At 52.3% G+C, this 22,984-nt stretch carries 20 protein-coding genes and 1 tRNA gene; 15 read left to right on the top strand and 6 right to left on the bottom strand.

The annotated features are described in order from the left end of the window. The first annotated feature begins 32 nt into the window (after positions 1-32). From MKX76_RS21810 to MKX76_RS21800, 3 genes are all read left to right on the top strand, one after another. Positions 33-1,085, top strand: coding sequence for an ABC transporter substrate-binding protein (locus MKX76_RS21810; RefSeq protein ID WP_144870176.1), 1,053 nt, complete (start codon positions 33-35; stop codon positions 1,083-1,085). A 204-nt stretch (positions 1,086-1,289) separates the two neighbouring features. Further along, a complete protein-coding gene (gene tnpA, locus MKX76_RS21805) occupies positions 1,290-1,763 on the top strand; it encodes an IS200/IS605 family transposase (protein WP_007127619.1) in 474 nt (157 codons plus the stop codon). 458 nt (positions 1,764-2,221) lie between these two features. Beyond that, on the top strand, positions 2,222-3,292 hold the full coding sequence (locus MKX76_RS21800) for a PdaC/SigV domain-containing protein (RefSeq protein ID WP_210094348.1): 1,071 nt from the start codon (positions 2,222-2,224) through the stop codon (positions 3,290-3,292). A gap of 295 nt (positions 3,293-3,587) precedes the next feature. Here the strand turns inward: MKX76_RS21800 and MKX76_RS21795 are convergent, their stop codons facing one another. The 3 genes from MKX76_RS21795 to MKX76_RS21785 form a co-directional block, all read right to left on the bottom strand. Continuing rightward, complete coding sequence (locus tag MKX76_RS21795) at positions 3,588-4,034, bottom strand: hypothetical protein (protein WP_210094347.1); 447 nt, start codon at positions 4,032-4,034, stop codon at positions 3,588-3,590. 139 nt (positions 4,035-4,173) lie between these two features. After that, a complete protein-coding gene (gene clpP / locus MKX76_RS21790) occupies positions 4,174-4,770 on the bottom strand; it encodes an ATP-dependent Clp endopeptidase proteolytic subunit ClpP (RefSeq protein ID WP_007133013.1) in 597 nt (198 codons plus the stop codon). A 164-nt stretch (positions 4,771-4,934) separates the two neighbouring features. Continuing rightward, positions 4,935-5,009 (bottom strand) — tRNA-Arg (locus tag MKX76_RS21785). Between the two features lie 263 nt (positions 5,010-5,272). On the opposite strand from MKX76_RS21785, the gene MKX76_RS21780 reads away from it, so the two are divergent. The 6 genes from MKX76_RS21780 (at position 5,273) to eno (ending at position 12,541) form a co-directional block, all read left to right on the top strand. Beyond that, on the top strand, positions 5,273-6,316 hold the full coding sequence (locus tag MKX76_RS21780; protein WP_210094346.1) for a sugar-binding transcriptional regulator: 1,044 nt from the start codon (positions 5,273-5,275) through the stop codon (positions 6,314-6,316). Between the two features lie 118 nt (positions 6,317-6,434). Next, positions 6,435-7,439 carry a type I glyceraldehyde-3-phosphate dehydrogenase gene (gene gap / locus MKX76_RS21775; RefSeq protein ID WP_007133015.1) on the top strand — a complete coding sequence of 335 codons (1,005 nt, stop codon included), beginning with the start codon at positions 6,435-6,437 and terminating at the stop codon, positions 7,437-7,439. Positions 7,440-7,633: 194 nt separating this feature from the next. Beyond that, positions 7,634-8,815: a phosphoglycerate kinase gene (locus MKX76_RS21770; protein ID WP_007133016.1), complete on the top strand. Its 1,182-nt coding sequence runs from the start codon at positions 7,634-7,636 to the stop codon at positions 8,813-8,815. An 83-nt stretch (positions 8,816-8,898) separates the two neighbouring features. Next, positions 8,899-9,651: a triose-phosphate isomerase gene (gene tpiA, locus MKX76_RS21765; RefSeq protein WP_028406079.1), complete on the top strand. Its 753-nt coding sequence runs from the start codon at positions 8,899-8,901 to the stop codon at positions 9,649-9,651. A 1-nt stretch (position 9,652) separates the two neighbouring features. Further along, the gene (gpmI, locus tag MKX76_RS21760; RefSeq protein ID WP_028406078.1) at positions 9,653-11,197 is read left to right on the top strand and encodes a 2,3-bisphosphoglycerate-independent phosphoglycerate mutase; all 1,545 of its coding nucleotides are present in this window, start codon (positions 9,653-9,655) and stop codon (positions 11,195-11,197) included. 54 nt (positions 11,198-11,251) lie between these two features. After that, entirely contained in the window at positions 11,252-12,541 is a 1,290-nt protein-coding gene (eno, locus tag MKX76_RS21755; protein ID WP_007133019.1) for a phosphopyruvate hydratase, read from the top strand. 655 nt (positions 12,542-13,196) lie between these two features. Here eno and MKX76_RS21750 read toward each other — a convergent pair. Continuing rightward, positions 13,197-13,388, bottom strand: a complete 192-nt coding sequence (locus MKX76_RS21750) for a hypothetical protein (protein ID WP_028406730.1) — start codon at positions 13,386-13,388, stop codon at positions 13,197-13,199. 295 nt (positions 13,389-13,683) lie between these two features. On the opposite strand from MKX76_RS21750, the gene MKX76_RS21745 reads away from it, so the two are divergent. Both MKX76_RS21745 and MKX76_RS21740 read left to right on the top strand, forming a co-directional pair. After that, on the top strand, positions 13,684-13,869 hold the full coding sequence (locus tag MKX76_RS21745; protein ID WP_028406731.1) for a hypothetical protein: 186 nt from the start codon (positions 13,684-13,686) through the stop codon (positions 13,867-13,869). A 75-nt stretch (positions 13,870-13,944) separates the two neighbouring features. After that, positions 13,945-14,847, top strand: coding sequence for an RsiV family protein (locus MKX76_RS21740; RefSeq protein ID WP_210094345.1), 903 nt, complete (start codon positions 13,945-13,947; stop codon positions 14,845-14,847). Positions 14,848-14,942: 95 nt separating this feature from the next. Here MKX76_RS21740 and MKX76_RS21735 read toward each other — a convergent pair whose 3' ends face one another. Both MKX76_RS21735 and MKX76_RS21730 read right to left on the bottom strand, forming a co-directional pair. Then, a complete protein-coding gene (locus MKX76_RS21735; RefSeq protein WP_210094344.1) occupies positions 14,943-15,467 on the bottom strand; it encodes a hypothetical protein in 525 nt (174 codons plus the stop codon). 42 nt (positions 15,468-15,509) lie between these two features. Beyond that, positions 15,510-16,172 (bottom strand): M50 family metallopeptidase, encoded by a 663-nt coding sequence (locus tag MKX76_RS21730; RefSeq protein WP_028406734.1) that lies wholly within the window; start codon positions 16,170-16,172, stop codon positions 15,510-15,512. 144 nt (positions 16,173-16,316) lie between these two features. Between MKX76_RS21730 and MKX76_RS21725 the strand changes: the two genes are divergently transcribed. From MKX76_RS21725 to MKX76_RS21710, 4 genes are all read left to right on the top strand, one after another. After that, entirely contained in the window at positions 16,317-18,407 is a 2,091-nt protein-coding gene (locus MKX76_RS21725) for a TerB N-terminal domain-containing protein (RefSeq protein ID WP_341034613.1), read from the top strand. A 55-nt stretch (positions 18,408-18,462) separates the two neighbouring features. Beyond that, positions 18,463-19,797, top strand: coding sequence for an ATP-binding protein (locus tag MKX76_RS21720; RefSeq protein ID WP_341034612.1), 1,335 nt, complete (start codon positions 18,463-18,465; stop codon positions 19,795-19,797). After that, positions 19,794-21,980, top strand: coding sequence for a DEAD/DEAH box helicase (locus MKX76_RS21715; RefSeq protein WP_341034611.1), 2,187 nt, complete (start codon positions 19,794-19,796; stop codon positions 21,978-21,980). The genes MKX76_RS21720 and MKX76_RS21715 overlap by 4 nt, the downstream gene beginning before the upstream one ends. A 350-nt stretch (positions 21,981-22,330) precedes the next feature. Beyond that, complete coding sequence (locus MKX76_RS21710; protein WP_341034610.1) at positions 22,331-22,534, top strand: hypothetical protein; 204 nt, start codon at positions 22,331-22,333, stop codon at positions 22,532-22,534. The last annotated feature ends 450 nt before the right edge of the window (positions 22,535-22,984 follow it).

Below are 22,984 nucleotides of genomic sequence, written 5' to 3'. Positions count from 1 at the left end.
CATCATGGATACGAAAGAGAGGAGATAGGGAATTGAAAAGATCAAGATGGACCCGCCTGCTTGCTGCAGGGCTGGTCGCCGTATTGTCCGCAAGCCTTCTGGTTGCGTGCGGATCAAGCAAGGAGACACTTCACATTTACAGCTGGGCTGACAACTTCGATCCTGAGGTACTGGAGGATTTCGAGAAGAAGTTTAACGTAAAGGTCACGTATGACAACTACGCGAACAATGAAGATCTGCTGGCGAAGATTAAGGCCGGCGGCAGCGGCTACGACCTGATTCAGCCGTCCGATTACATGGTCAAGACCATGATTGAAGGAGACCTGCTGGAGCCGCTCGACATGAACAATATCCCGAACTTCGTCAATATTTCGGAGACGTTTAAGAACCCTTCTTTTGACCCGGGGAACAAGTACTCCATCGTCTACACGTCCGGTGTGACGGGGATTGCTTACAACAAGAAGTACGTGAAGGATGAGATCAACAGCTGGGAAGATTTGTGGAATCCGGAATACAAGGGCAAAGTGCTGCTTCTGGACGACAACCGTGAAATGATCGGCATGGCGCTGAAGAAGCAAGGGAAATCCAACAGCACGACGGATGAAGCCGAGATTAACGCTGCGGCCCTGGACCTTAAGACGCTGCTGCCGAACGTCCTTGCCTTCGACACGGATAACATCAAGCAGAAGATGATTCAAGAGGAAGGCTGGATTGCAACGGTATGGTCCGGTGACGCTGCATTCATCGCGGAAGAAAATCCGGATGTGGCGTATGTGGTGCCGGAGGAGGGCGCAACGATCTTCTCGGATAACTATGCAATTCCGAAGGGCGCGAAGAACAAGGAGCTGGCGGAGAAATTTATCAATTTCATGCTGGAGCCTGAAGTCAGCGCGAAGAACTACGAATATATCGGATACAGCAATCCGAATACGAAAGCGATGGAATTCCACAGCGAGGACTATCGCAGCAACACCATGATCAACTTGACCGACGAGGAGCTGGGCCGCACGGAATGGCTCGATAACGTCGGAGAAGCTCTCCAGATCTATGATCGCTTGTGGACCGAGCTGAAGAGCGGACGATAGAGAATTGGTGCTTTAGCACCTTTTTTATAAGCCTTGCCCATAGGGGCAGGGCTTTTTTTATTGCGGCTTTAGCCAGTTGAGCTCGCGAAGCGTGCGAAACAAAAAACCACCCGCTATGCGGGTGGAGAGATCGAGGTTTGACCAACAAGACCATTCCGATAAAATTGAGATGTTCAGGCTCAATAATGAAAGGAATGGTCTTAGATGGCAAACAAGAGCTATAGTTTAGCTCACACGAAGTGGATGTGCAAGTACCACATTGTGTTCACCCCGAAGTATAGACGGAAAGAGATTTATAATCAAGTGAGGAAAGACTTAATCGAAATATTCAAACGATTATGTAAATACAAGGGAGTGGAGATAATCGAAGGTCACATGATGCCCGATCATGTACATATGTTGGTAGCAATTCCCCCAAAAATCTCAGTATCATCATTTATGGGATACCTGAAGGGGAAAAGCTCACTCATGATATTCGAGAAGCATGCTAGCTTGAAGTATAAATATGGTAATCGAAAATTCTGGGCGGAGGGATACTACGTCAGCACAGTGGGCTTGAATGAAGCCACCGTGGCAAAATATATCCGTGAGCAAGAAGCACATGACCAAGCAATTGATAAACTGAGTGTGAAAGAGTATGAAGACCCATTCAGCAAAAACAGTAACAAGAAGAAGTAAACCAGTTTAACTGGTAAGTGAAAGTGACAAATTACACTGAGCCTGAGCAATTTTATTGTCAGGCTAGCGTCTTTAGGCGCAGTTTGGCAACAAGGGGTTATACCCCAAGAGCAAACCACCCGTTTGACGGGTGGTTCTGATTGGAATGGGGATCATGACGGAGGAGCAGCGGTCTATGAGATATGCCAAAGATTTTGAATGTTATAGAACCAGCTGAAGTGGTAAGACACTATAAAGAGATACGGTTCGCAGATCGATCAGGTGAAGGAAGCAGCCCGTTCATAAGTTTTGGTCAAATATGGGGAAATAAGACTATAAGACTATATTCTTCATGTAGTTCCTATAGCATGGAATCAAAATTGTCATTCACTTGTTACCAAACGGTGGTCCGGATTTTTTATAATGAATGAGGGTAATAAACAACTATGGCAACTTAAATTGGAAAAGGTGGAACTAATATGAATTCCAAATTTCGCGTATGCGCAACAATTATTGCAACTGGCGTCCTGCTCGGAAGTCTTGGCTTGAACGGACAGGTCATCGATGCAAGCCCCTCGAAGCCCTCTGTTTCCGCCAGCCACAACGTAGCGAAGAAGAATGAAGTGACATTGAAATGGAACGGCAAGACCCTATCCCAGAAGGGAGTCCTTCTGCACGGAGTTACTTATATCCCTGCAACCGTACTCCGGGATGCGGCGGGAATGCCCCTGAAATATGATTCGAAAAACCGTACGTATACCCTGAACGCCGGCTATCATCAACTAAGTGCCGTTGTGTATGATTCGAAGGAAATCGGCTTGTTGGTCAACGGCCTCTATGCCGGAGAGCCTGGGGGTCAAATCCTCAACGGACGGCTCTATCTGCCGTTCAAGACGGTCAGCGAATACTTAGGGATCCAGGGACAATGGAGTCCGTCCTCGAAGACGCTCAGCTTGACGAAGAAGCAGAGCGATCTAACGATCAAATCGGAAACGTTGAAGAAGACGATCCAGGGCGTGGAAGCTGCTGTGAGTTATCCGGTTGTCAGCGGCCTAAGCAATGGCGAGGCCCAAACTCAAATCAACAGCGTATTGAAAAAGCATGCGGAAAGCGTGATCGCCCGCGCAGAGGAAAGCATCAAGGAGCTTCCTCCGGGTGAAGACAGCTTCCCTTATGCCTTCGAAGGCAATTTTGTGGTCCACTACAACAAGGACGGCTTGCTGAGTGTTACGGCGCATGATTATTCCTATCTCGGCGGCGCGCACGGCATGACCTTCAAGAACAGCTTCACGTTCTCCCTGAAGGATGGAAAGCTGCTGAAGCTTGGCGATTTCATCGACCTGAAGGGCAAGAAGAAGAAGCTCGACAACCGCGTCTTGAGCGAGTTGAAGAAGGGCGGGGGCTACCTTGGCGGATTCGAAGGAGTTCCGGAAGATGCGGAATTCTATCTGAAGGATAACGCCGTGGTCCTGTACTTCCAGCTGTATGAATACACGGCTTATGCCTACGGCTTCCCTGAATTTGAATTGAAGCTGAAGGAATGGAAATAAGGATGGGAACCGCAGGTTCTGAACCATGGGATAACTGAATCCTAGGGGGCGCGAGGCCTGTGACCGTTTGATACACTGTGATGTAAAGATGCAACAATGTGCCGGAATACAAAAAGAAATCCCTTGGATCGCAGCCTGAGGTTAACTTCAGGCCTAGCGGCCAAGGGATTTTTGTATGCGTAGGGCATGGCGGAGGGGTCTGCATCACAGTTGGGTATAGCTAATCAGACGGATATGGGCATTCACAAGCTCATGAACCAATTACGAATCCATCCTGAAGGGATCCGATGGAATCTCATGTTGCTTGTTGAGGATCCCTCCGTCTGAAGCGGGAATGTCCAATTCCGTAACCAATTATACCGGCTCCCCAACCAACGGCCGCATGGACAAGAGGATAAACCGTCTCCTCCGAGTGACCGGTGTAGTGGACGAGCCCGTAAAGGGGGACGGCGTAGAGAAGGACGAATGGAATGAGAACGACGTAGAGCTTCAGCAAGTAGCCGACGACCATGAAGAACACGCCGACGAGCCAATAAGCCGAGAACCAGCGGGGGTAGAATGTCTGATTGGTATACCCCATCACAAAACCGGAGAACAGAAGCAGAAGGACAAGAACAATGGAGGCAACTCCATGAATTGCATGCGGATCGGCGCCGGAAACGGCACGCTCCAGGTTCATGATCAGAAACGGAAGATGGACGAGCACGAGCATGAAAACAAAGGATATTTTAGAGCCGATCATAAGGACCTCCCTGTATATTAGGAATCAACAATGCAATTATACCAGAAATAACCATTGGGGTTGGTCACTATGTTCTATACAGACATAAGAAAAAAGGCATGCACCTTTACGTGTGCATGCCTTTTGCATGTATTGCTTCTTATAGTCCTTGCGAAGGCGTCTTCTCCAACACTTGGTCGACGAGACCGTATTCTTTGGCTTCTTCAGCCGTCATGAAGTAGTCGCGGTCGGTATCCTTCTCGATCCGCTCCAGCGGTTGGCCGGTGCGCTCGGCAAGAATACGGTTCAGCTTGTCGCGCATCTTCAGAATGCGGCGTGCCCGGATTTCGATATCCGTTGCTTGACCTTGTGCGCCGCCAAGCGGCTGGTGAATCATGATTTCGCTGTTCGGCAGCGCGTAGCGCTTGCCCTTAGCGCCTGCATTCAGCAGGAATGCACCCATGGAGGCGGCCATACCGACACAGATGGTCGAGACGTCCGGCTTGATGAATTGCATCGTATCGAATATTGCCATCCCCGCGGTGATCGAACCGCCAGGGCTATTGATGTAAAGGTGAATATCCTTCTCCGGATCCTCTGCCGACAAGAACAGCATTTGGGCAATGATGGAATTGGCGACCACGTCATTGACGTCGGAGCCGAGGAAGATTATGCGGTCTTTCAGCAATCTGGAATAGATGTCGTATGCCCGCTCGCCGCGGTTGCTTTGTTCAACGACCATAGGTATAAAACTCACGTGAAAAACCTCCTCATTAAGTGCATCACTAATAAATACTGTTACCGTATTACCCACATGATAAACAATTTTAATCAAAAAGTCAAAGATAGTCAAACTATTGGGCAAAAAAAAGAGCCGTCATGGGCACTTTCGGGTAATTCATATATGAGAAAATTTAAAGATGGCGCGCCCGCGAGGAATCGAACCTCGATCTCAGGCTCCGGAGGCCTACGTCATATCCATTGGACCACGGGCGCATATAAAAAATCAGCAACGAAGATGATTATACCCTATCTAATAGAAAAACACAAGAGCGGATAAAACATTGTTTTGATATATAGAGAGGTTTCGATTTGGCCATAATGTATAAGAATGATGGTTGCAGAGAAATATACGTTCGGACACTTGCAACCTGCATCATTATTGGTTAGAATAGGGGTGGGACTTAAAAGGTTATCCTGGGACATTTTACGTCCAACCGATAGAAGAGCCGAGACGAAAGTTTGCAGGAGTGGAATGCATGCGTAACCTATTAGAAATACAAGAGCAGCTTCTGCCCGATTTGATGGACACCTTTAAACGAAGGTACACGATCCTCCATCAGATCAAGCTGTCCGGGCTGGTCGGCCGACGAACGCTGGCGTCATCCTTATCGATGACGGAACGGGTTCTGCGGGCTGAAACCGATCTTCTGAAAGCGCAGGGACTGATCGAGATTGAGACGCTCGGTATGCGGATCAGCCATGCAGGACTGTGTCTGCTCGAAGAACTGGAGCCGCTCATGAAGGATTTGTTCGGGCTGGTCGAGCTTGAGGAGAAGATCAAGAAGGCCTACGGACTCCGCAAGGTTGTCGTCATTCCCGGTGACAGTGAATCCTCTCCGGAAGTGAAGCGCGAGCTCGGACGTGCCGGAGCAAGAACACTGCTAAGCTTCGTCGAGAACGGCGATACGATCGCCGTCACGGGTGGATCCACGCTCGCCGAAGTCGCGGAGCAGATGTCACCGCTTGCGGCAGGGCCTCTGAAAGGCACATGGTTTGTGCCCGCACGCGGCGGTCTCGGAGAGAGCATGGAAATTCAGGCCAACACGATTGCTTCCAAGATGGCAAAGCGCGTGGGTGCCGAATATCGTCTGCTGCACGTGCCTGATCTCCTTAGCGAGGATGCCTATCAATCCCTAGTGCAGGATCAGCACATCCAGGAGATTGTGGATGTCATCCGACGTTCCCGGATCATTATCCACGGGATCGGCGACGCGATGGAAATGGCCAGAAGACGCAAGCTGGACGAGGACTCGATCCGCAGCCTCCAGCAGGATGGGGCGATTGCCGAATCCTTCGGATACTACTTCAGCGAGGAAGGCGCGGTTGTCCACAAGATGCTGACTCTCGGGCTCCGGCTGGAGGACATCATGCAGACGGAGACGATCATTGGCATTGCCGGCGGCCGAAGCAAAGGCAAAGCGATTCATGCCGTGCTGAAATTCGGGCACGAGGATATCCTCGTTACGGATGAGGCGGCTGCGCTGGAGGTAGAGAAGGAGATCGATGCAGCGGCATCGTAACCTTAAGGTCCGGCAAGCATACAGGTGCAAGGCCTCGTTATTCTTTATCCCGTTGTCTTGATCGGCTTAACGGTCGGTCTTGAATATATTAATTTTACAAATATGGAGGGAACTACTCATGGTTAAAGTAGGTATTAACGGTTTTGGACGTATTGGACGCAACGTGTTCCGTGCTGCGCTGAACAACAGCGAAGTAGAAATCGTTGCAATCAACGATTTGACGGACGTAAGCACGCTGGCTCACCTTTTGAAATATGACACGACTCACGGAAGACTGAATGCAACCGTTGAAGCTAAAGAAGGCGCACTGGTTGTAAACGGCCGTGAGATCAAAGTATTTGCTGAGCGCAACCCTGAAGCATTGCCTTGGGCTGAGTACGGCGTAGAAATCGTTGTTGAGTCCACGGGTATCTTCACAGCGAAAGAGAAAGCTTCCGCTCACCTGAAAGGCGGCGCTAAGAAAGTTATTATCTCCGCTCCAGCTACGGACGAGGATATCACTATCGTTATGGGCGTTAACGAAGAGAAATACGATGCTGCTAACCACACCATCATCTCCAACGCTTCTTGTACAACCAACTGCTTGGCTCCATTCGCTAAAGTTCTCGACGAGAAGTTCGGCATCGTGAAAGGTATGATGACTACCGTTCACTCCTACACGAACGACCAGCAAGTGCTTGACCTTCCGCACAAAGACCTGCGTCGTGCTCGTGCAGCTGCAGAGAACATCATTCCTTCCACAACAGGTGCTGCTAAAGCGGTTAGCCTGGTTCTGCCGCAATTGAAAGGCAAGCTGAACGGTATGGCAATGCGCGTACCTACGAAGAACGTTTCCGTAACGGACCTCGTTGTTGAGCTGTCCAAGAACGTTACGCAAGAAGAAGTTAACGCAGCGCTGAAAGCAGCTGCTGAGGGTCCATTGAAAGGCATCCTGAACTACTCCGACGAGCCGCTCGTATCGAGCGACTACAATGGCGATCCTGCTTCTTCCACGATCGACGCGCTCTCCACAATGGTTGTTGGCGACAACATGGTTAAAGTTGTTTCCTGGTATGACAACGAGTGGGGCTATTCCAACCGTGTCGTTGACCTCGCTGCTTACATCGCAAGCAAAGGTCTGTAATTGATCCAGCCAACCAATCGAAGAGGAGTTCCGTTTACGGGCCTCCTCTTTGGTTCATGGTTTTAACCTGTTTTCATGCCAGAGTACTGGGAAGTAGCGAGAGAAGCCGGCTCTGGCGGGCGATTAGAGAGAGAAACGAGAGCAGCGGCATGCTGCCCGGCGAGGGAGAACATTTTGTTAGGAGGAACGTGGAGATGAACAAGAAAAGTGTGCGTGACGTAGAAGTAAGCGGCAAACGGGTGTTTGTCCGCGTCGATTTCAATGTACCGCTCGAAGATGGTAAAATTACAGACGACACTCGGATTCGCGAAACTTTGCCGACGATTCAATATTTGGTGGAGCGGGGCGCCAAGGTCATCCTGGCGAGCCATTTGGGCCGTCCGAAAGGCGAGGTTGTCGAATCGCTGCGTCTGAATCCTGCGAGCGAGCGTCTGTCCGAGCTGCTGGGCAAGCCGGTAGCAAAAGCGGACGAAGCTGTAGGGGAAGCGGTAAAAGCGCAGGTCGAAAAGCTGCAAAACGGCGACGTGCTGGTGCTTGAAAATGTTCGTTTTTATCCAGGTGAAGAGAAGAATGATCCGGAGCTGGCGAAGCAGTTCGCAGAGCTTGCCGATCTGTTCGTGAACGACGCGTTTGGCGCAGCACACCGTGCGCATGCATCTACTGAAGGTATTGCTCATCATCTTCCAGCCGTATCCGGCCTCTTGATGGAGAAGGAGCTGTCCGTTCTCGGCAAAGCCCTCTCGAATCCGGATCGTCCGTTCACGGCGATTATCGGCGGCTCGAAGGTTAAGGACAAAATCGATGTCATCGACAACCTGCTGAACATTGCCGACAACGTGATCATCGGCGGCGGATTGACGTATACCTTCCTCAAGGCGCAAGGGCATGAAATCGGCCAATCTCTGCTTGATAAAGAGAAGCTGGATGCCGCGCTCGGATTCATCGAGAAAGCGAAGCAGCTCGGCAAGAATTTCTACCTGCCTGAAGATATCGTCGTTACCGACGAATTCAGCGCAAATGCCAACACCAAGATTGTCAATATCGATGGTATTCCGGCTGATTGGGAAGGCATTGACATCGGACCGAAGACTCGTGCCAAATATGCTGAAGTCATTAAAAACTCCAAGCTGGTTGTATGGAACGGACCTATGGGCGTATTCGAAATCGAACCATTCAGCCATGGTACCCGTGCAGTGGCACAGGCATGTGCAGAAACGGAAGCCTACACGGTGATCGGCGGCGGGGATTCCGCAGCAGCTGCTGAGAAATTCGGACTCGCTGACAAGATGGACCATATTTCCACCGGCGGCGGTGCGTCTCTTGAGTTCATGGAAGGCAAAGCACTTCCTGGTGTTGTGGCACTGAACGATAAATAAAGATATAGATCAATGATTTTGGATAGCTAATGTGGAAGAAGCTTGAACCCCGGCTCACCGGGGGGAATAAAGGAGTGAACTGTGTGAGAACACCTATCATAGCTGGCAACTGGAAAATGTTTAAGACGGTTCCGGAAGCAAAGGCTTTTTTCGAAGAGATTAAAGGCAAAGCGGAAGTAGAAGGCGTGGAAAGCGTGATCTGCGCACCGTTTACGAATCTTCCGGCTTTGGTGGAAGCAGCCAAAGGAACGAACATCAAGATCGGCGCGCAAAACCTCCATTTTGAAGATAACGGCGCATTTACAGGCGAAATCAGCGGTTTGATGCTGAAGGACCTGGGCGTTGATTATGTCATTATCGGACATTCCGAGCGCCGCCAATACTTTGCAGAAACCGATGAGATCGTGAACAAGAAGGTTCATGCGGCATTCCGTCACGGCTTGCTGCCGATCGTATGCGTAGGCGAGAAGCTGGAAGAGCGTGAAGCCGGCCAGACGAAAGATGTGTGCAAGGTGCAGACCGAAGCCGCATTTGCAGGTCTCCCTGCAGACCAAGCGGTTCATGTTGTCATTGCTTACGAGCCAATCTGGGCTATCGGGACAGGCAAATCTTCCACGGCTGAGGATGCTAACGAAGTGATCGCCTATATCCGCGAGCTGGTGAAGGGCTTGTACGGTGAAAGTGTTGCAGCTCAAGTACGGATTCAGTACGGCGGCAGCGTGAAGCCTGAAAATGTAGCGGAGTATATGGGACAAAGCGACATCGACGGCGCGCTCGTCGGCGGTGCAAGTCTTCAGCCGGCTTCCTACATCGCACTCGTTGAGGGGGCGAAGTAAGATGACAGCTCCAAGACCAGTAGCCCTGATCATCATGGACGGTTTCGGGCTTCGCAACACCGAAGTAGGCAATGCAGTCGCTCAAGCGAACAAGCCGAATTATGACCGGTACTTGAAGCAGTATCCGAACACAACGCTTACCGCTTGCGGCGAAGCGGTTGGTTTGCCGGAAGGCCAGATGGGGAACTCTGAAGTAGGCCACCTGAACATCGGCGCAGGCCGGATCGTGTACCAAGACCTGACCCGGATCTCGAAGTCGATTCGTGAAGGCGAGTTCTTCGAGAACGATACGCTGGTCGAGGCGGTTCGCGCGGCAAAAAACAGCGGCAAGAAGCTTCATCTGTACGGGCTTGTGTCGGATGGCGGGGTACATAGCCACATCGAGCATATGTTTGCGATGCTGGACCTGGCCAAAAAGGAAGGCATGCAGGACGTTTACATCCATGGCTTCATGGACGGACGGGATGTAGCGCCTGACAGCGGCAAGCAGTTCGTGAAAGATCTCATTGCCAAGATCCAGGAAGTGGGCGTTGGACAGATCGCTACATTGTCCGGACGCTATTACGCGATGGACCGCGACAAGCGTTGGGATCGCGTGGAGAAGGCTTACCGCGCCATGGTATACGGAGAAGGACCGAAGTACACCGATCCGCTCAAAGCGATTACCGAATCGTATGAGAAATCCGTATATGACGAATTCGTCGAGCCTACGGTGATCGTTGATGACCAAGGCCAGCCGATAAGCCTTGTGGAAAGCGGCGATTCGGTCGTCTTCCTGAACTTCCGCCCTGACCGCGCGATTCAATTGTCCCAGGTGTTCACGAATAAGGATTTCCGCGGATTCGATCGCGGTCCGGGATTCCCGCAGAACCTGCATTTCGTGTGCTTGACCCTGTTCAGCGAGACGGTGGAGGGCTTCGTTGCCTACAAGCCGAAGGATCTGGACAACACGCTTGGCGAAGTGCTGGTGCAGCATAACAAGAAGCAGCTGCGCATTGCGGAAACCGAGAAATATCCGCATGTGACGTTCTTCTTCAGCGGCGGACGCGATGTGGAGCTTCCAGGCGAAACGCGCATCCTCATCAACTCGCCGAAGGTAGCAACCTATGACCTCAAGCCGGAAATGAGCGCTTACGAGGTCGCAGATGCGTGCGTGAAGGAAATCGAAGCCGAGAAGCATGATGCGATTATCCTGAACTTCGCGAACCCGGACATGGTTGGCCACTCGGGCATGCTCGAGCCAACCAAGAAGGCGGTTGAAGTGACGGATGAGTGCGTCGGCAAAGTGGTTGAGGCCGTTCTGGCTAAAGGCGGGGTCGCCATCATTACGGCTGACCACGGCAATGCGGACATGGTATTCGACGAGAATGGACGCCCATTCACGGCTCATACCACCAACCCGGTACCGTTCATCGTTACCGATGAGAACGTGACGCTGCGCGAAGGCGGCATTCTGGCCGATATTGCTCCGACGATCCTCGACCTGATGGATCTGCCGAAGCCGGCTGAAATGACCGGAACTTCCATGATTGCGGCGCGTAAATAAAGACGGACAAAATCTTTACCATAAACGATACCAAAGAAAAAGGAGACTATACCCATGACTATTATTTCTGACGTATATGCTCGCGAAGTCCTTGACTCCCGCGGCAACCCGACTGTAGAGGTTGAAGTATACCTGGAATCCGGCGCGATCGGACGCGCGATCGTTCCATCCGGCGCTTCCACTGGCGTTCACGAGGCGGTTGAGCTTCGCGACGACGACAAATCCCGTTACCTGGGCAAAGGCGTTCTGAAAGCTGTTGAGAACGTGAACGAAATCATCGCCCCTGAAGTAATCGGTATGGACGCGCTTGACCAGCTCGGTATCGACAAGCTGATGATCGCTTTGGACGGAACGCCTAACAAAGGCAAGCTCGGCGCAAACGCGATCCTGGCTGTATCCATGGCTGTAGCACGCGCTGCTGCTGACGCATTGGATCTCCCGCTGTACGTATACCTCGGCGGATTCAACGCCAAACAGCTTCCAGTACCAATGATGAACATCGTGAACGGCGGTGCACATGCCGACAACAACGTAGACGTTCAAGAGTTCATGGTACTGCCTGTGGGCGCACCTAGCTTCAAAGAAGCGCTTCGCATGGGCGCTGAAATCTTCCACAACCTGAAGTCCGTTCTGAAAGGCAAAGGCCTGAACACGGCAGTTGGCGACGAAGGCGGTTTTGCTCCAAACTTCACGTCCAACGAAGATGCACTGTCCTCCATCATCGAAGCGATCGAAAAAGCCGGCTACACGCCAGGCAAAGACGTATTCCTGGGTATGGACGTTGCTTCCACGGAATTCTTCAAGGACGGCAAATACGTTCTGGAAGGCGAAGGCAAATCCTTCACGCCTGCGGAATTCGTTGACCTGCTCGCTTCTTGGGTAGACAAATACCCAATCATCACCATCGAAGACGGATGCTCCGAGGACGATTGGGAAGGTTGGAAGCTGCTCACTGAGAAGCTGGGCAACAAAATTCAGCTGGTTGGTGACGACCTGTTCGTTACGAACACTGAGCGTCTGGAGAGAGGTATCAAGGAAGGCATCGGTAACTCCATCCTGATCAAGGTTAACCAAATCGGTACATTGACTGAAACATTCGATGCAATCGAAATGGCAAAACGCGCAGGCTACACCGCTGTTGTCTCCCACCGTTCCGGTGAGTCCGAGGACAGCACGATCGCTGACATCGCTGTTGCTACCAACGCAGGTCAGATCAAGACGGGTGCACCTTCTCGTACGGACCGCGTAGCGAAGTACAACCAATTGCTTCGCATCGAAGACCAATTGGGCGAGCTTGCTCAATACAACGGCTTGAAGTCGTTCTATAACTTGAAGCAACAATAATTTAGGGTAAAGCCCGGCTCCTGCTCTTGCAGGGGCTGGGCTTTTTATTTTGCGCTTTTCTGGGTGAGGGCGTGGCTGTTGGCTGCACATTTATTAGGGTGCCGTGGGGCGGTGCGTATATCGACTCCGGTCGCTGTTAAAATCGGGAAGCTGGAATGGAGTAGGCAGAGGATACTTCCCGATTTTAAAGGCGAACGCATAGCTCCTCCGCCGATATACGCACCTGTGGCAGGGAAGAAAGTGTGCAGCCCAGCCACGTGGGTTCCCATAGAAGCGCAAAGGCAAAGCCGGCTCAGCTGCAAAGGCAGGAGCCGGGCTTTTTTGGGGAGGAGGGAGGAAGGGCTGCACATTAGGGTTTGTGCCGTGGGGCGGTGCGTATATCGGCTTCGGTCGCTGTTAAAATCGGGAAGCTAGACTGGAATAGGTAGAGGATGCTTCCCGATTTTAAAGGCGAGCGCGCTGCTCCTCCGCCGATATTCGCACCTGTGGCAGGGGAAGAAGTGTGCAGCAAAGCCCTTGTGGGTGTCCCATGGAAACGCAAAGGCAAAGCCCGGCTTGGCTGCAAAGGCAGGAGCCGGGCTTTTTATGGAGAAGGGGGGCTGTGGCTGCACTCCTTAGCGAGCCGTGGGGCGGTGCGTAAATCGTCTCCGGTCGCTCATAAGTCTGACTTTTCAAGGTTATTAATTTTTGTATGTAAGTTTTTTACCTCTGCCCTTAATTTTGTGATGTCCTCTTTAATTTCAGATCGGTTAACCGCAAGTTTTACGATTCGATATAGGACTAATAAAACAACAAAGATTATGACTAGATTGGCGATCAGGCCTCCAAAACCAAATGCCGAACCCATATCAACACCCCCTTATCATGGGATTTTATTAAACTATTTACAATTATACCATTACACGCGCTCTTCGTTCGACCGTATGGTGAAAACAACCGATTGCTTTGCACCAGGCTCCTGCTCTTGCGGGGGCTGGGCTTTTTATTTTGCGCTTTTTTTGGGAGTGGGGGAGGGGCTGTGGCTGCACACCTGTTAGCGTGCCGTGGGGCGGTGCGTATATCGAATAAGTGAGCAGATTTGAATTCCTCATTCCGCAAACTATGGTAAAATTGGGTATGCGGCATAGTGGAGGTGCATTCATATGGTCATGGGCCCGGAGCCATTGGATCAAGTACAACAGGAAGTTTCAGAAAGAAAGGTCAAGGAGAAGCTTGCAGGTCATCAGCAGCGGGGGTTGCTGAGCGATATGGCGATGACTTTATTAGCGGCTGGTGTATTGATCGTGATCGCCGTTATTTTTGGATTTATCATTCATATTGTCAGGTAGTGATTGGAGTTGCTTTGAAATACTGATGGAAAAGAAATTGGGGTTTCATCCAATCGTAGGGGGAACGAAAACGTAATGAGTAAAGTTGTTTCTGGATGGTTGATCGTGTGCCTCATCAGCCTGATCTCATTCGCATCAGGGGTTGATGCGGCTTCAACCAAGGTTAAGACAAGCGTACATTACTTCCTCGGCCAACAATATGTGCAAATTAGCGGGGAAAACAAAAAAGTGGTCAGTGATATCAATAGGATTCTTAAAGCAGACGCCCAGCTTTTAGCCTGGGCGAATATGGAATACAAAAAGAGCGGTGAACATACCTCTTTTCGTTCCAAAGCCAATACCAAATACAATAAAAACGGAAAGTTATCGATTGTTAATACCATCTACTTAAATTCTGAAGGCGGCCAAACCATCTCAGCCAGTACATTTAATTTTGATCTAAGGACAGGCGAGCGCTTGGAGCTTGATGATGTGATCAAGACTGAAAGTCAAAAGCTCAATCTGATTGAGGCTGTTACATCGCAGCTTGTAAAGAGGGAGTCCAAAGGGGATCCGATCTTCACGGATCATATTGAATTTTACCTTACTCAGTCCAATCACTCATTTTACTATTATGATCAGGGCATCGTCATCCGCTTCAATCCAGGTGAAGTTGGGCCTCACTCCGAGGGATTTGTGGATGCTAAAGTAGACTATACAACAATTAACAAGAAAAGGAATGGCCCGCCATCGCCTGCTCCAACCATTCCAGGTTATACGTATGTCACAAAGTCCCATATCGAAAATGAATTTACCGGATTTGATTACGGGAATATTTATGAATTAGCAAACGGGCAAACGTGGAAGCAAGTGGGGTATGTATTTTATTATAATCCCTCTTGGCCGGAAGTGATCATTTATCAAAAAGGGTCCAAATATTACTTGAAAGCCGAGTACATAGATGAACTCGTAGAGGTTGAGCTTGTCGGAACAGATTAACTGGACCTCAATATTTTTTAAAAAGCGCTACTACCCACTTCAGCTAATAAAGAAGCCGCCGTCCCTCTCACCGAGGAAACGACGGCTTATTCCATTTACAGCACTTCAAGCGGAATGCGGTCCCGGATGGATTGCCCATGGCTGTTCCTCCACTCGACGACGACATAAACGCCGGAAGGCTGGAATTTGATCATATTCCGTTCGGCAGCCGTAATCGGGCTTTCCACCGAGCCTAGATCCTCCAGATTCTGGAGGAGATTGATCGCCCCGCCTACGGCTGTCTGGCTTCCACTAAGCACGGGAACGGCTTCATTCTCGCTGCCGAGCGTCTCATAAACGGTATAGCTCAGGTAGTCGGAGTGCCTGATTTCGTTAGAGTCCCCCAGATAGACCAGCTTGGCATTGCCGCGCCAAATGGAGTCCTTTGTTCGAATGACGGTATAGTCCTCCACCCGCCAGGCGGCTCCATTCCCTTCTAGTGTATATAATTCCGTATGATCCGCAGTCTTAGTATCTGCAGTTTCGTTATCAGGTATTGCTTTAGACCAGAGGATGCCTAAAGTGATGAGACTCGAGGCAACTAACACCACAAGCGCTCTGATCCATTGCTTCCGGGCCATGCTAAGCAGCTCCTTTCAAAATCAGGTAAGCGGGACGGCCCATCATCGCTTCTTCCAGAACAGCTGCAGCGCCACCTTGGCGCACCACAAGGAAAAGACGAAGAACAGCAGTGCCCAGATAATCGCGGGAACCACAGTCATATTGGCCAGATTGCTTGCGTCTCCTGCTTGCGATGGCTGGCTCAGCGCCCGTATGGCCAAGGTCAACGGCCCCATGACGGACTCCTCCAGCACGAGAAAGGCCAGGAGCAGGTAATAGAAGTTGCGGATTTTCGGTCCCAGCATATAGAAGATAAGATTGACGATGATGAAAATAATGAGCCACCACAGCCCGTACCCCTTGTGTACGAAGAAAATAATCATAATAACCGCCAGCGCGGTAATGGTCATTAAGCCTTCGCCCTGCCGTTTGCGGGCATATCCCAGGAACATGAGAATGGCGAACACGGAGGCCGATACATACCCTGCCAACGAGACAACGACAGGACTCCAGCCCCCCGAGGACAGCATGGAATACGTGACGCCGCTGTGATCCGGGTTCAGCTCAATGCTGAGCACTCGGCCGGACATGAGGAGGGTCATGAGCGCGTGTCCCAGTTCGTGAATCATCGTATCGAGGATGCGGAACCAGGAAGAGAAGGGGATCAGCCGGGTCAGAATGGCCGCCCCTACCAGAAATAATAGTGCCTTGATCCATTTATTCATCAGGAAGTCCTTTCCGGCTTCAGTCTTTGATCTGGAGCATCGTTCGCTTTCATCCCTTATAATATAGATGAGTTTCATATGAAAATCCATTAGACTGGCCATGCAAAATGGTATAATTGAAGTCATGACGGAGGTTCATGACCGATGAAAAATGAGAAGCCGGATTTCAATAATAACAAAAACAATCACATAGAGCACATAAGACATACCACGCTAGTCAATGATCAGGGGATTCGATTTGCGGAAATCGAGTTCGGCGGGGAGGAGCGGGACATGCCGCTTGCCGCCCGGTCCGGGGAGGGTCTGGATCCGGAACAAGAGCGGGATAGGCAAACGGAGGCACCTCAAGCACCGGGGGAGAGAACCTCGTTGGTAGTGAAGCCGCAGCAGCCCCTTGATCTGAATTTGGACGACAGCTTCCGTTATCTCACCAAGGAGCAGCAATTCGCGCTGAAGGCACGGGAGCTGGCTTGGCATACGGAGGATGAGGCTCCATTCGTTCCGTTCAAAACGTACTGGCCGACGTACGAGCAGATGAGGCCTGAACAGTTTCGCTGGTATTTTTACTGGCGGGAGGAGGTAAGGTCCGGCCGGTACCCGGATACGGATTTATCCTATTTGTTCCTGTACTTTTACGAGCTGATTCACGGCGTAGGCTGGAGCGACCCGCGGCAAGGGTACGATTTGATGCTGCAAGCATGGAACGCTTACCGAGAGCGTTATGCCAAGCTCGATATGTACTTGCGGGAATGGCTATATGATTTTATGATCGTGCATCACCTGGATATGCCGATTCCCGAGACGTATGATCGCCTGCCGCGGGCCATCTCGCCGGAATTGAAGGAGCGGGAGTACATGCGGCGTTTCTCCCTTCAGCCTGCCGAGCTGACCTGGGAGCTGTTGTGCGGCCTGCTGGATTATGACGCCGAGAAGAGCCGTTTCTATCAGGAATCCGGACGCAAGGACATGCAGCGGTATGCCCCGAAGGTTGTGGCGCTGGTCGACAGCTATCTGGCCAAAAAGACGGGGCAGCGCTTCATCGACCGCTTCCAACCCCGGCCAAGACAGGTCAAGCGATATCTGTTTCGCAGCGCGGTGTATGACCATGGTCTGCATGGGCGAACGGTTGTCCTGACAATCCTCTCCTTAAGCGAGTATGCCCCATTGCGGGCTTACATGACCGGGTTGATCCGGCTGACGGAGAACAAGCTGAGGGAGCTTAGGGGCTTCAAGGGACGGCTTCGCGGGACGGAGGCCATCGGACCGGATGTGGCGCAGCTGGTTGAACGGTATTTGACCAAAGAAATAGAGCAGCAGCTTGAAGCCGAGCGGAAGAAGAGCATCCCGGAGGTGCAGATCGATACAAGGAAGCTGCGGCGACTGCAGCGGGAGTCGGACGAGGTCCGCGACATGCTGCTTGTCGAGGGGGCCGGATCGGAGGAGGCCTTGGATGAGAAGTCTTCATTAGTCCATGCAGGTTCAGATCAGTCCCCGAAAGCCGTCTCATCTGGAAAGCGCAAACCGAAGAGTGTGGATGTCGTTCAGGCCGTGATGGATTTTGATGCGGGGCTCCCTAGCGAAGATTCTTCCGGAATGGAACCGCGGATCGAAGGGACGGCTAACGCAACGACCGTAAAAGCGGCTAAACCAACGACCGTCGAAGCGGCAAACGTACCGACTGGACAAACTACGGGGGGATCTTCTGCGGAAACCGCTGAGCCAATCTATAAACAGGCTGCTGAACAATCTATCGCGCTTACTACTGTAGAAACTACCCTGGATACTAACATAAAAACTATCGAAGAACCAATCGAAGAACCTTTCGAAGAAACTACCAAAGAAGCTACCAAAGAAGCTACCGAAAAAAACGCTGAAGTAACGCTTGGCGCTAAAGAAATCCCTCATATTGAACGGGGATCGGAGGCTGAAGCGAGTAAAGTAGAGGAAGCATCCCATTCACACGGACAGGCATGGCAATGGGATGTTGAGGATGACGATTGGCAGCAGCTTGCGGAGCGTCTGACGCCCGTGCATATGGAGATTCTGCACGTCTTGAAGGCGGGACCGAATTCGGCTGCGCTGCAGCCCATTGCAGAGCGCGCAGGCTCGATGCCTGCCCTGCTGCTGGATGAGATTAACGAGGCTGCAATGGATACCATCGGGGATCTGCTGATTGACGGAGAATCCATTGCGGAAGAATATATCGACAAGATGGATGCTTTGAAGAGGATATAAAAGCAAGGGCGGTACAACCGGCCTCTAATGCTTTGAAAGAAGGTGAATATCGATCATGAACGAGTTGAAAATCCCGAAGCGGCTCACCACTGCCCTTGTGAACTCCATGACGGCAGGCGTCGTGCCGCGCGTTGGGCTTGAATATATTGCCGTCGGGCGTAAACCGGAGGTGGAGTCGATCCTGCGGGATATGGACAATATCGCCGAAGGGGGGGCGGCTTTCCGCCTTATCACGGGACGTTACGGCAGCGGCAAGAGCTTCCTCCTCCAGATGATACGAAACTATGCCATGGACCGCGATTTCGTCGTGGCGGACGCGGATTTGTCGCCGGAGCGCCGGCTCGTAGGCACGAAGGGGCAGGGGCTGGCGACGTACCGGGAGCTCATGACCCATCTGTCAACGAAGACGCGGCCTGACGGCGGAGCGCTGGAGGCTATTCTGCAGAAGTGGATTGCGGCGATTCAGCAGCGGATCATGGTTGAGGCGGGCCTTCGGCCGGATGATCCCGCCCTGAACGAACGCGTGGAGCTGGACATTTTCGCGGTGACGAATGAGATGCAGAATCTGGTGCACGGGTTTGATTTTGCAAAGGTGCTGGCTGCTTATTGGAACGGCTATAAGCTTGGCGACGATGACCGGAAAGCGGCGGCGCTGCGATGGCTGCGCGGGGAAGTGCCGACCAAGACGGAAGCCCGCAAGGAGCTCGGCGTAGGGGTCATCATCGACGATGACAACTGGTACGACTATATGAAGCTGTGGTCCGAATTCACGGCTGCGATTGGATACAAGGGACTGCTGCTGTTCATTGACGAAGGGGTTAACCTGTACAAAATCACGAACAGCATCTCCCGTCAGAGCAACTACGAGAAGCTGCTCACCATGTTCAACGACACGATGCAGGGCAAAGCCCAGCACCTGGGGATCTACATGGGCGGCACGCCCCAGTTCGTCGAAGACGAGCGCCGGGGGCTGTTTAGCTATGACGCCCTCCGTTCCCGTCTGATCGATGGACGTTACGGCAGTAGCACGCTTCGGACGTATACGTCTCCCATTCTGAAGCTGGACATGCTCTCGTACGAAGAAATTCTCATCCTTCTGCAGAAATTGAGGGATATCCATGCGCTGCACTTCAAGTATGAGCCCCAGCTGAAGGACGAGCAGCTGGTGGCGTTTATGCAGGCTGCCGTGAACCGGCTGGGCGCGGAAGAACTGCTGACGACCCGGGAGGTTGTGCGGGATTTCATGGACCTGCTGCACACGCTGCATCAGCATCCGGAAGCCAGCTTCGAGCAGCTTATGGGCGAGCGTGCGGAGGCGCAGCCAATCGGCAAAGGAGCGGATGAGCCGGGGGACGACATGGATGATCTGCTGGCGGAGTTTGAGCTATGAGCGCAGCGAATCCTTTTTCCCGGTTGGCGCCATTCATTCAGGAATTTATCTACAAAAAAAGATGGGATACCCTTCGCGAGGCACAGGTTGAAGCCTGCCGCGTCCTGTTCGATACGCCGAACCATTTGCTGATCGCATCCGGTACGGCTTCGGGGAAGACGGAGGCGGCGTTCTTTCCGGCCCTGACGGAGCTGCATAACAGGCCATCAAGCTCGGTAGGCATTTTGTATATCGGGCCGCTTAAGGCGCTGATCAACGACCAGTTCGAGCGCATCAGCGATCTGCTGAAGGAGGGGCAGGTTCCGGTATGGCACTGGCACGGCGACGTGTCCCAGGCTGAGAAGACGAAGCTGATGCGGAAGCCTTCCGGCGTGCTTCAGATTACCCCGGAGTCGCTTGAGGGGCTGCTGATGAACCGGCCGAATGCGATACCGGCCCTGTTTCAGGATCTTCGGTATGTCATTATCGACGAGGTCCATGCGTTCATGGGGGCTGATCGCGGCATTCAGGTGCTGAGCCAGCTCACCCGCATCGAGCGGATGGCTTCGTGCGAGCCTCGCCGGATCGGCCTGTCGGCTACGCTGAGCGACTACGAGACCGCGGCCGGGTGGCTGGGTGCGGGAACCCAGCATGCGGTCGAAGTCATTGCTCCGCAAGGCGGGCGGAGACTGCGGCTGTCGGTGGAGCACTTCTCCTTTCCCGATGCGCGGGACGAGAAGCAGGCCGAGCAGCTGGAGCTCGCGCGCAAAGCCTACTATGATTTCGTGTACGATCACACGTATATGAAAAAAGCGCTCGTCTTCACGAACAGCCGCTCGGACGCAGAGCTCACGACGCTGGAGCTGCGGCGAATCGCCGCGAAGCGGCAGCAGCCGGACGTCTTCCATGTCCATCATGGAAGCATCTCCGCCATGCTGCGCGAGGAAGCGGAGGCCGCGCTGCGGTCGGGGCCGGGGCCGGCGGTGGCCGCGGCAACCCTGACCCTGGAGCTTGGCATCGACCTCGGCGAGCTGGAGCGGGTCATCCAGCTTGGTGCGCCGTACAGCTGCTCCAGCTTCGTGCAGCGGCTCGGCCGTTCCGGCCGCAGGGGGGACCAGGCCTCCGAGATGATGTTTCTTTGCCCGGAGGACGAGGATGAAGAGGCGCTGCTGCCGGCGCGCATGCCCTGGATGCTGCTGCGGGCGATCGCCGTCATCGAGCTGTACATCCGGGAGAAATGGGTTGAGCCGCTCACCTTGCGGAAGAAGCCGGTGGGCGTGCTGTACCATCAGACGATGAGCACGCTGAAGAGCATGGGAGAAGCCGAGCCGCAGGATCTGGCGCGGGCTGTGCTTACGCTCCCGGCATTTCGCGGCATCGAGCCGGAGGAGTATAAGGAGTTCCTGCAGTATTTGCTGCAGACCGATCATATCCAGCGCACAGAGGAAGGCAGCCTCATCATCGGTCTTGGCGGGGAGAAGATCGTAAATAACTACCGCTTCTATGCGGTATTTAAGGACGATGAGGAGCATGTCGTCTACAACGGATCCGAGGAGATCGGATCGATTACGACCGTGCCGCCTCCGGGCTACTGCTTCTCGCTGGCCGGCAAGCTGTGGAAGGTAGAGGAAGTGGACACCAAGCACAAAGCATTGTACGTGAAGGCTGCCAAAGGCAAGGTTGATACGTTATGGCTGGGCGCCGGCGGCGATGTCCACACCCGGGTCGTACAGAAGATGCGGGAAGTGCTGGCGGACAGCACCATCTATCCGTATCTCGCGCCCGGCGCCGTGAACCGCCTGGAGCGGGCGCGCCGGCTTGCCCGGGAGAGCGGGCTGCTGAAGCAGGTCGTTATCCCGGCGGGCGGGGATTCGCTGTTTATACTGCCTTGGGCGGGCAGCAAGCAGTTCCGGACGCTCGAGCGGCTGCTGAAGCATAATCTGTCCGAGCCGCTCTCCTTGCGCTCGATCGTGCCGATGGAGCCCTATTACATGATCGTTGCCGGCAAGGCGGATGCCGGGACGCTGCTCGAGGAGATCCGCCGCGAGCTGGCGGAATGCAGCGACGCCAGTTCGCTGCTGGATCCGGACGAGGCGCCTTACCTCGGCAAATACGACGAGTTTGTGCCGCCGAAGCTCGTCCGCACGGCGTTTGCCGCCGACGGGCTGGATGTGCAGGGCCTCGCTGAGTTGTTGAGGTCGTGATAAGCCCCTTGCGGGGTGTTTTAGCCAGCGTTAGGCGCGAACATAGGCGCGTGAAGTAAACATGAAATCGAAATCAGCCATGGAAGAACGGGACATGCCCGATTCCATGGCTGATTTTTTATTCTTCACTTTTTGATAGCACATAGGATTTCAGGTCATTAAAACGTTTCTCATTTTCTCGGATCCACTTCGTTTCATCGCTGAATCGGCCGGTACTCGTCGCAGGATTTCAGCTTAGGATCTATAACTAGGAGAGATAAATTATTCCAGCTTTGTCGATCTGTGTTACAATATTCTTAGGTAGAAAATACAATACTTTGAATTTCTGTGAACTAGAGGTGAAAACAGCTGTGAAAAATAGAAACAAAACAGGTATTGTTGTGGCCCTAATTTATTGTTTTGTCCTTTATGCGATTTTTATTGATGCACCCCCTGGTGAGGCTCCGGTTAATCCGCCATGGGCACCCGCCATGATTCCGCTTGGAGCTGTTATTATTACATCTCTCTTTGATTACGTGATCAAGTTCGATTTCTTCGAAAAAAAGAAAAAGTGAATGGATAAAATGCCAAAATTAAAAATTGCGAAGACTTTTAATGGCTGGAGTTCTGCTCTACATTTCTGCTCTACATTTAATTGAATTCCAGCCTTTGAATGAAAACCTGCAGACTTCTCTTCGAATTAAAATGATCCCTTCGTTTATTTTCTTAATTTAAAGAGTCGTCTGAATCGGCTTGATCATCGCTTGTGAATCTAGGTTATCCCCAAAAATGAGCCTTGGTGATGTCATTCACCAAAGGCTTCTGTTCCTTTTGGAGCCGTACTGCCCTCCCTCAAAAGGTTCTTCCATCACTCGCACGCAGATGGGATCACCCGATCCACTTCCGTCGTCTTCCATCGGCTTCTATCGGCCCCGAGGATTGGTGCGAATGACAAGCCTCGCATAAAAATCCGCCTACCCGAAAAAATAAGCATTGTGCTCAACGCCATCGTATGGTAACTTATG

The organism is Paenibacillus sp. FSL R5-0810, assembly GCF_038002285.1.
Taxonomy (GTDB): Bacteria; Bacillota; Bacilli; order Paenibacillales; family Paenibacillaceae; genus Paenibacillus_AQ; species Paenibacillus_AQ lactis.
This window is presented reverse-complemented; position numbering and strand designations above follow the sequence as displayed.

Coding starts and splice junctions, on each gene's coding strand:
- gap (WP_007133015.1), top strand. CDS start 6,435: ATGGTTAAAGTAGGTATTAACGGTTTTGGACGTATTGGACGCAACGTG.
- MKX76_RS21770 (WP_007133016.1), top strand. CDS start 7,634: ATGAACAAGAAAAGTGTGCGTGACGTAGAAGTAAGCGGCAAACGGGTG.
- MKX76_RS21750 (WP_028406730.1), bottom strand. CDS start 13,388: ATGGGTTCGGCATTTGGTTTTGGAGGCCTGATCGCCAATCTAGTCATA.
- MKX76_RS21735 (WP_210094344.1), bottom strand. CDS start 15,467: ATGGCCCGGAAGCAATGGATCAGAGCGCTTGTGGTGTTAGTTGCCTCG.
- MKX76_RS21720 (WP_341034612.1), top strand. CDS start 18,463: ATGAACGAGTTGAAAATCCCGAAGCGGCTCACCACTGCCCTTGTGAAC.
- tnpA (WP_007127619.1), top strand. CDS start 1,290: ATGGCAAACAAGAGCTATAGTTTAGCTCACACGAAGTGGATGTGCAAG.
- MKX76_RS21745 (WP_028406731.1), top strand. CDS start 13,684: ATGGTCATGGGCCCGGAGCCATTGGATCAAGTACAACAGGAAGTTTCA.
- MKX76_RS21795 (WP_210094347.1), bottom strand. CDS start 4,034: ATGATCGGCTCTAAAATATCCTTTGTTTTCATGCTCGTGCTCGTCCAT.
- gpmI (WP_028406078.1), top strand. CDS start 9,653: ATGACAGCTCCAAGACCAGTAGCCCTGATCATCATGGACGGTTTCGGG.
- MKX76_RS21800 (WP_210094348.1), top strand. CDS start 2,222: ATGAATTCCAAATTTCGCGTATGCGCAACAATTATTGCAACTGGCGTC.
- MKX76_RS21725 (WP_341034613.1), top strand. CDS start 16,317: ATGAAAAATGAGAAGCCGGATTTCAATAATAACAAAAACAATCACATA.
- eno (WP_007133019.1), top strand. CDS start 11,252: ATGACTATTATTTCTGACGTATATGCTCGCGAAGTCCTTGACTCCCGC.
- MKX76_RS21740 (WP_210094345.1), top strand. CDS start 13,945: ATGAGTAAAGTTGTTTCTGGATGGTTGATCGTGTGCCTCATCAGCCTG.
- MKX76_RS21730 (WP_028406734.1), bottom strand. CDS start 16,172: ATGAATAAATGGATCAAGGCACTATTATTTCTGGTAGGGGCGGCCATT.
- MKX76_RS21715 (WP_341034611.1), top strand. CDS start 19,794: ATGAGCGCAGCGAATCCTTTTTCCCGGTTGGCGCCATTCATTCAGGAA.
- MKX76_RS21780 (WP_210094346.1), top strand. CDS start 5,273: ATGCGTAACCTATTAGAAATACAAGAGCAGCTTCTGCCCGATTTGATG.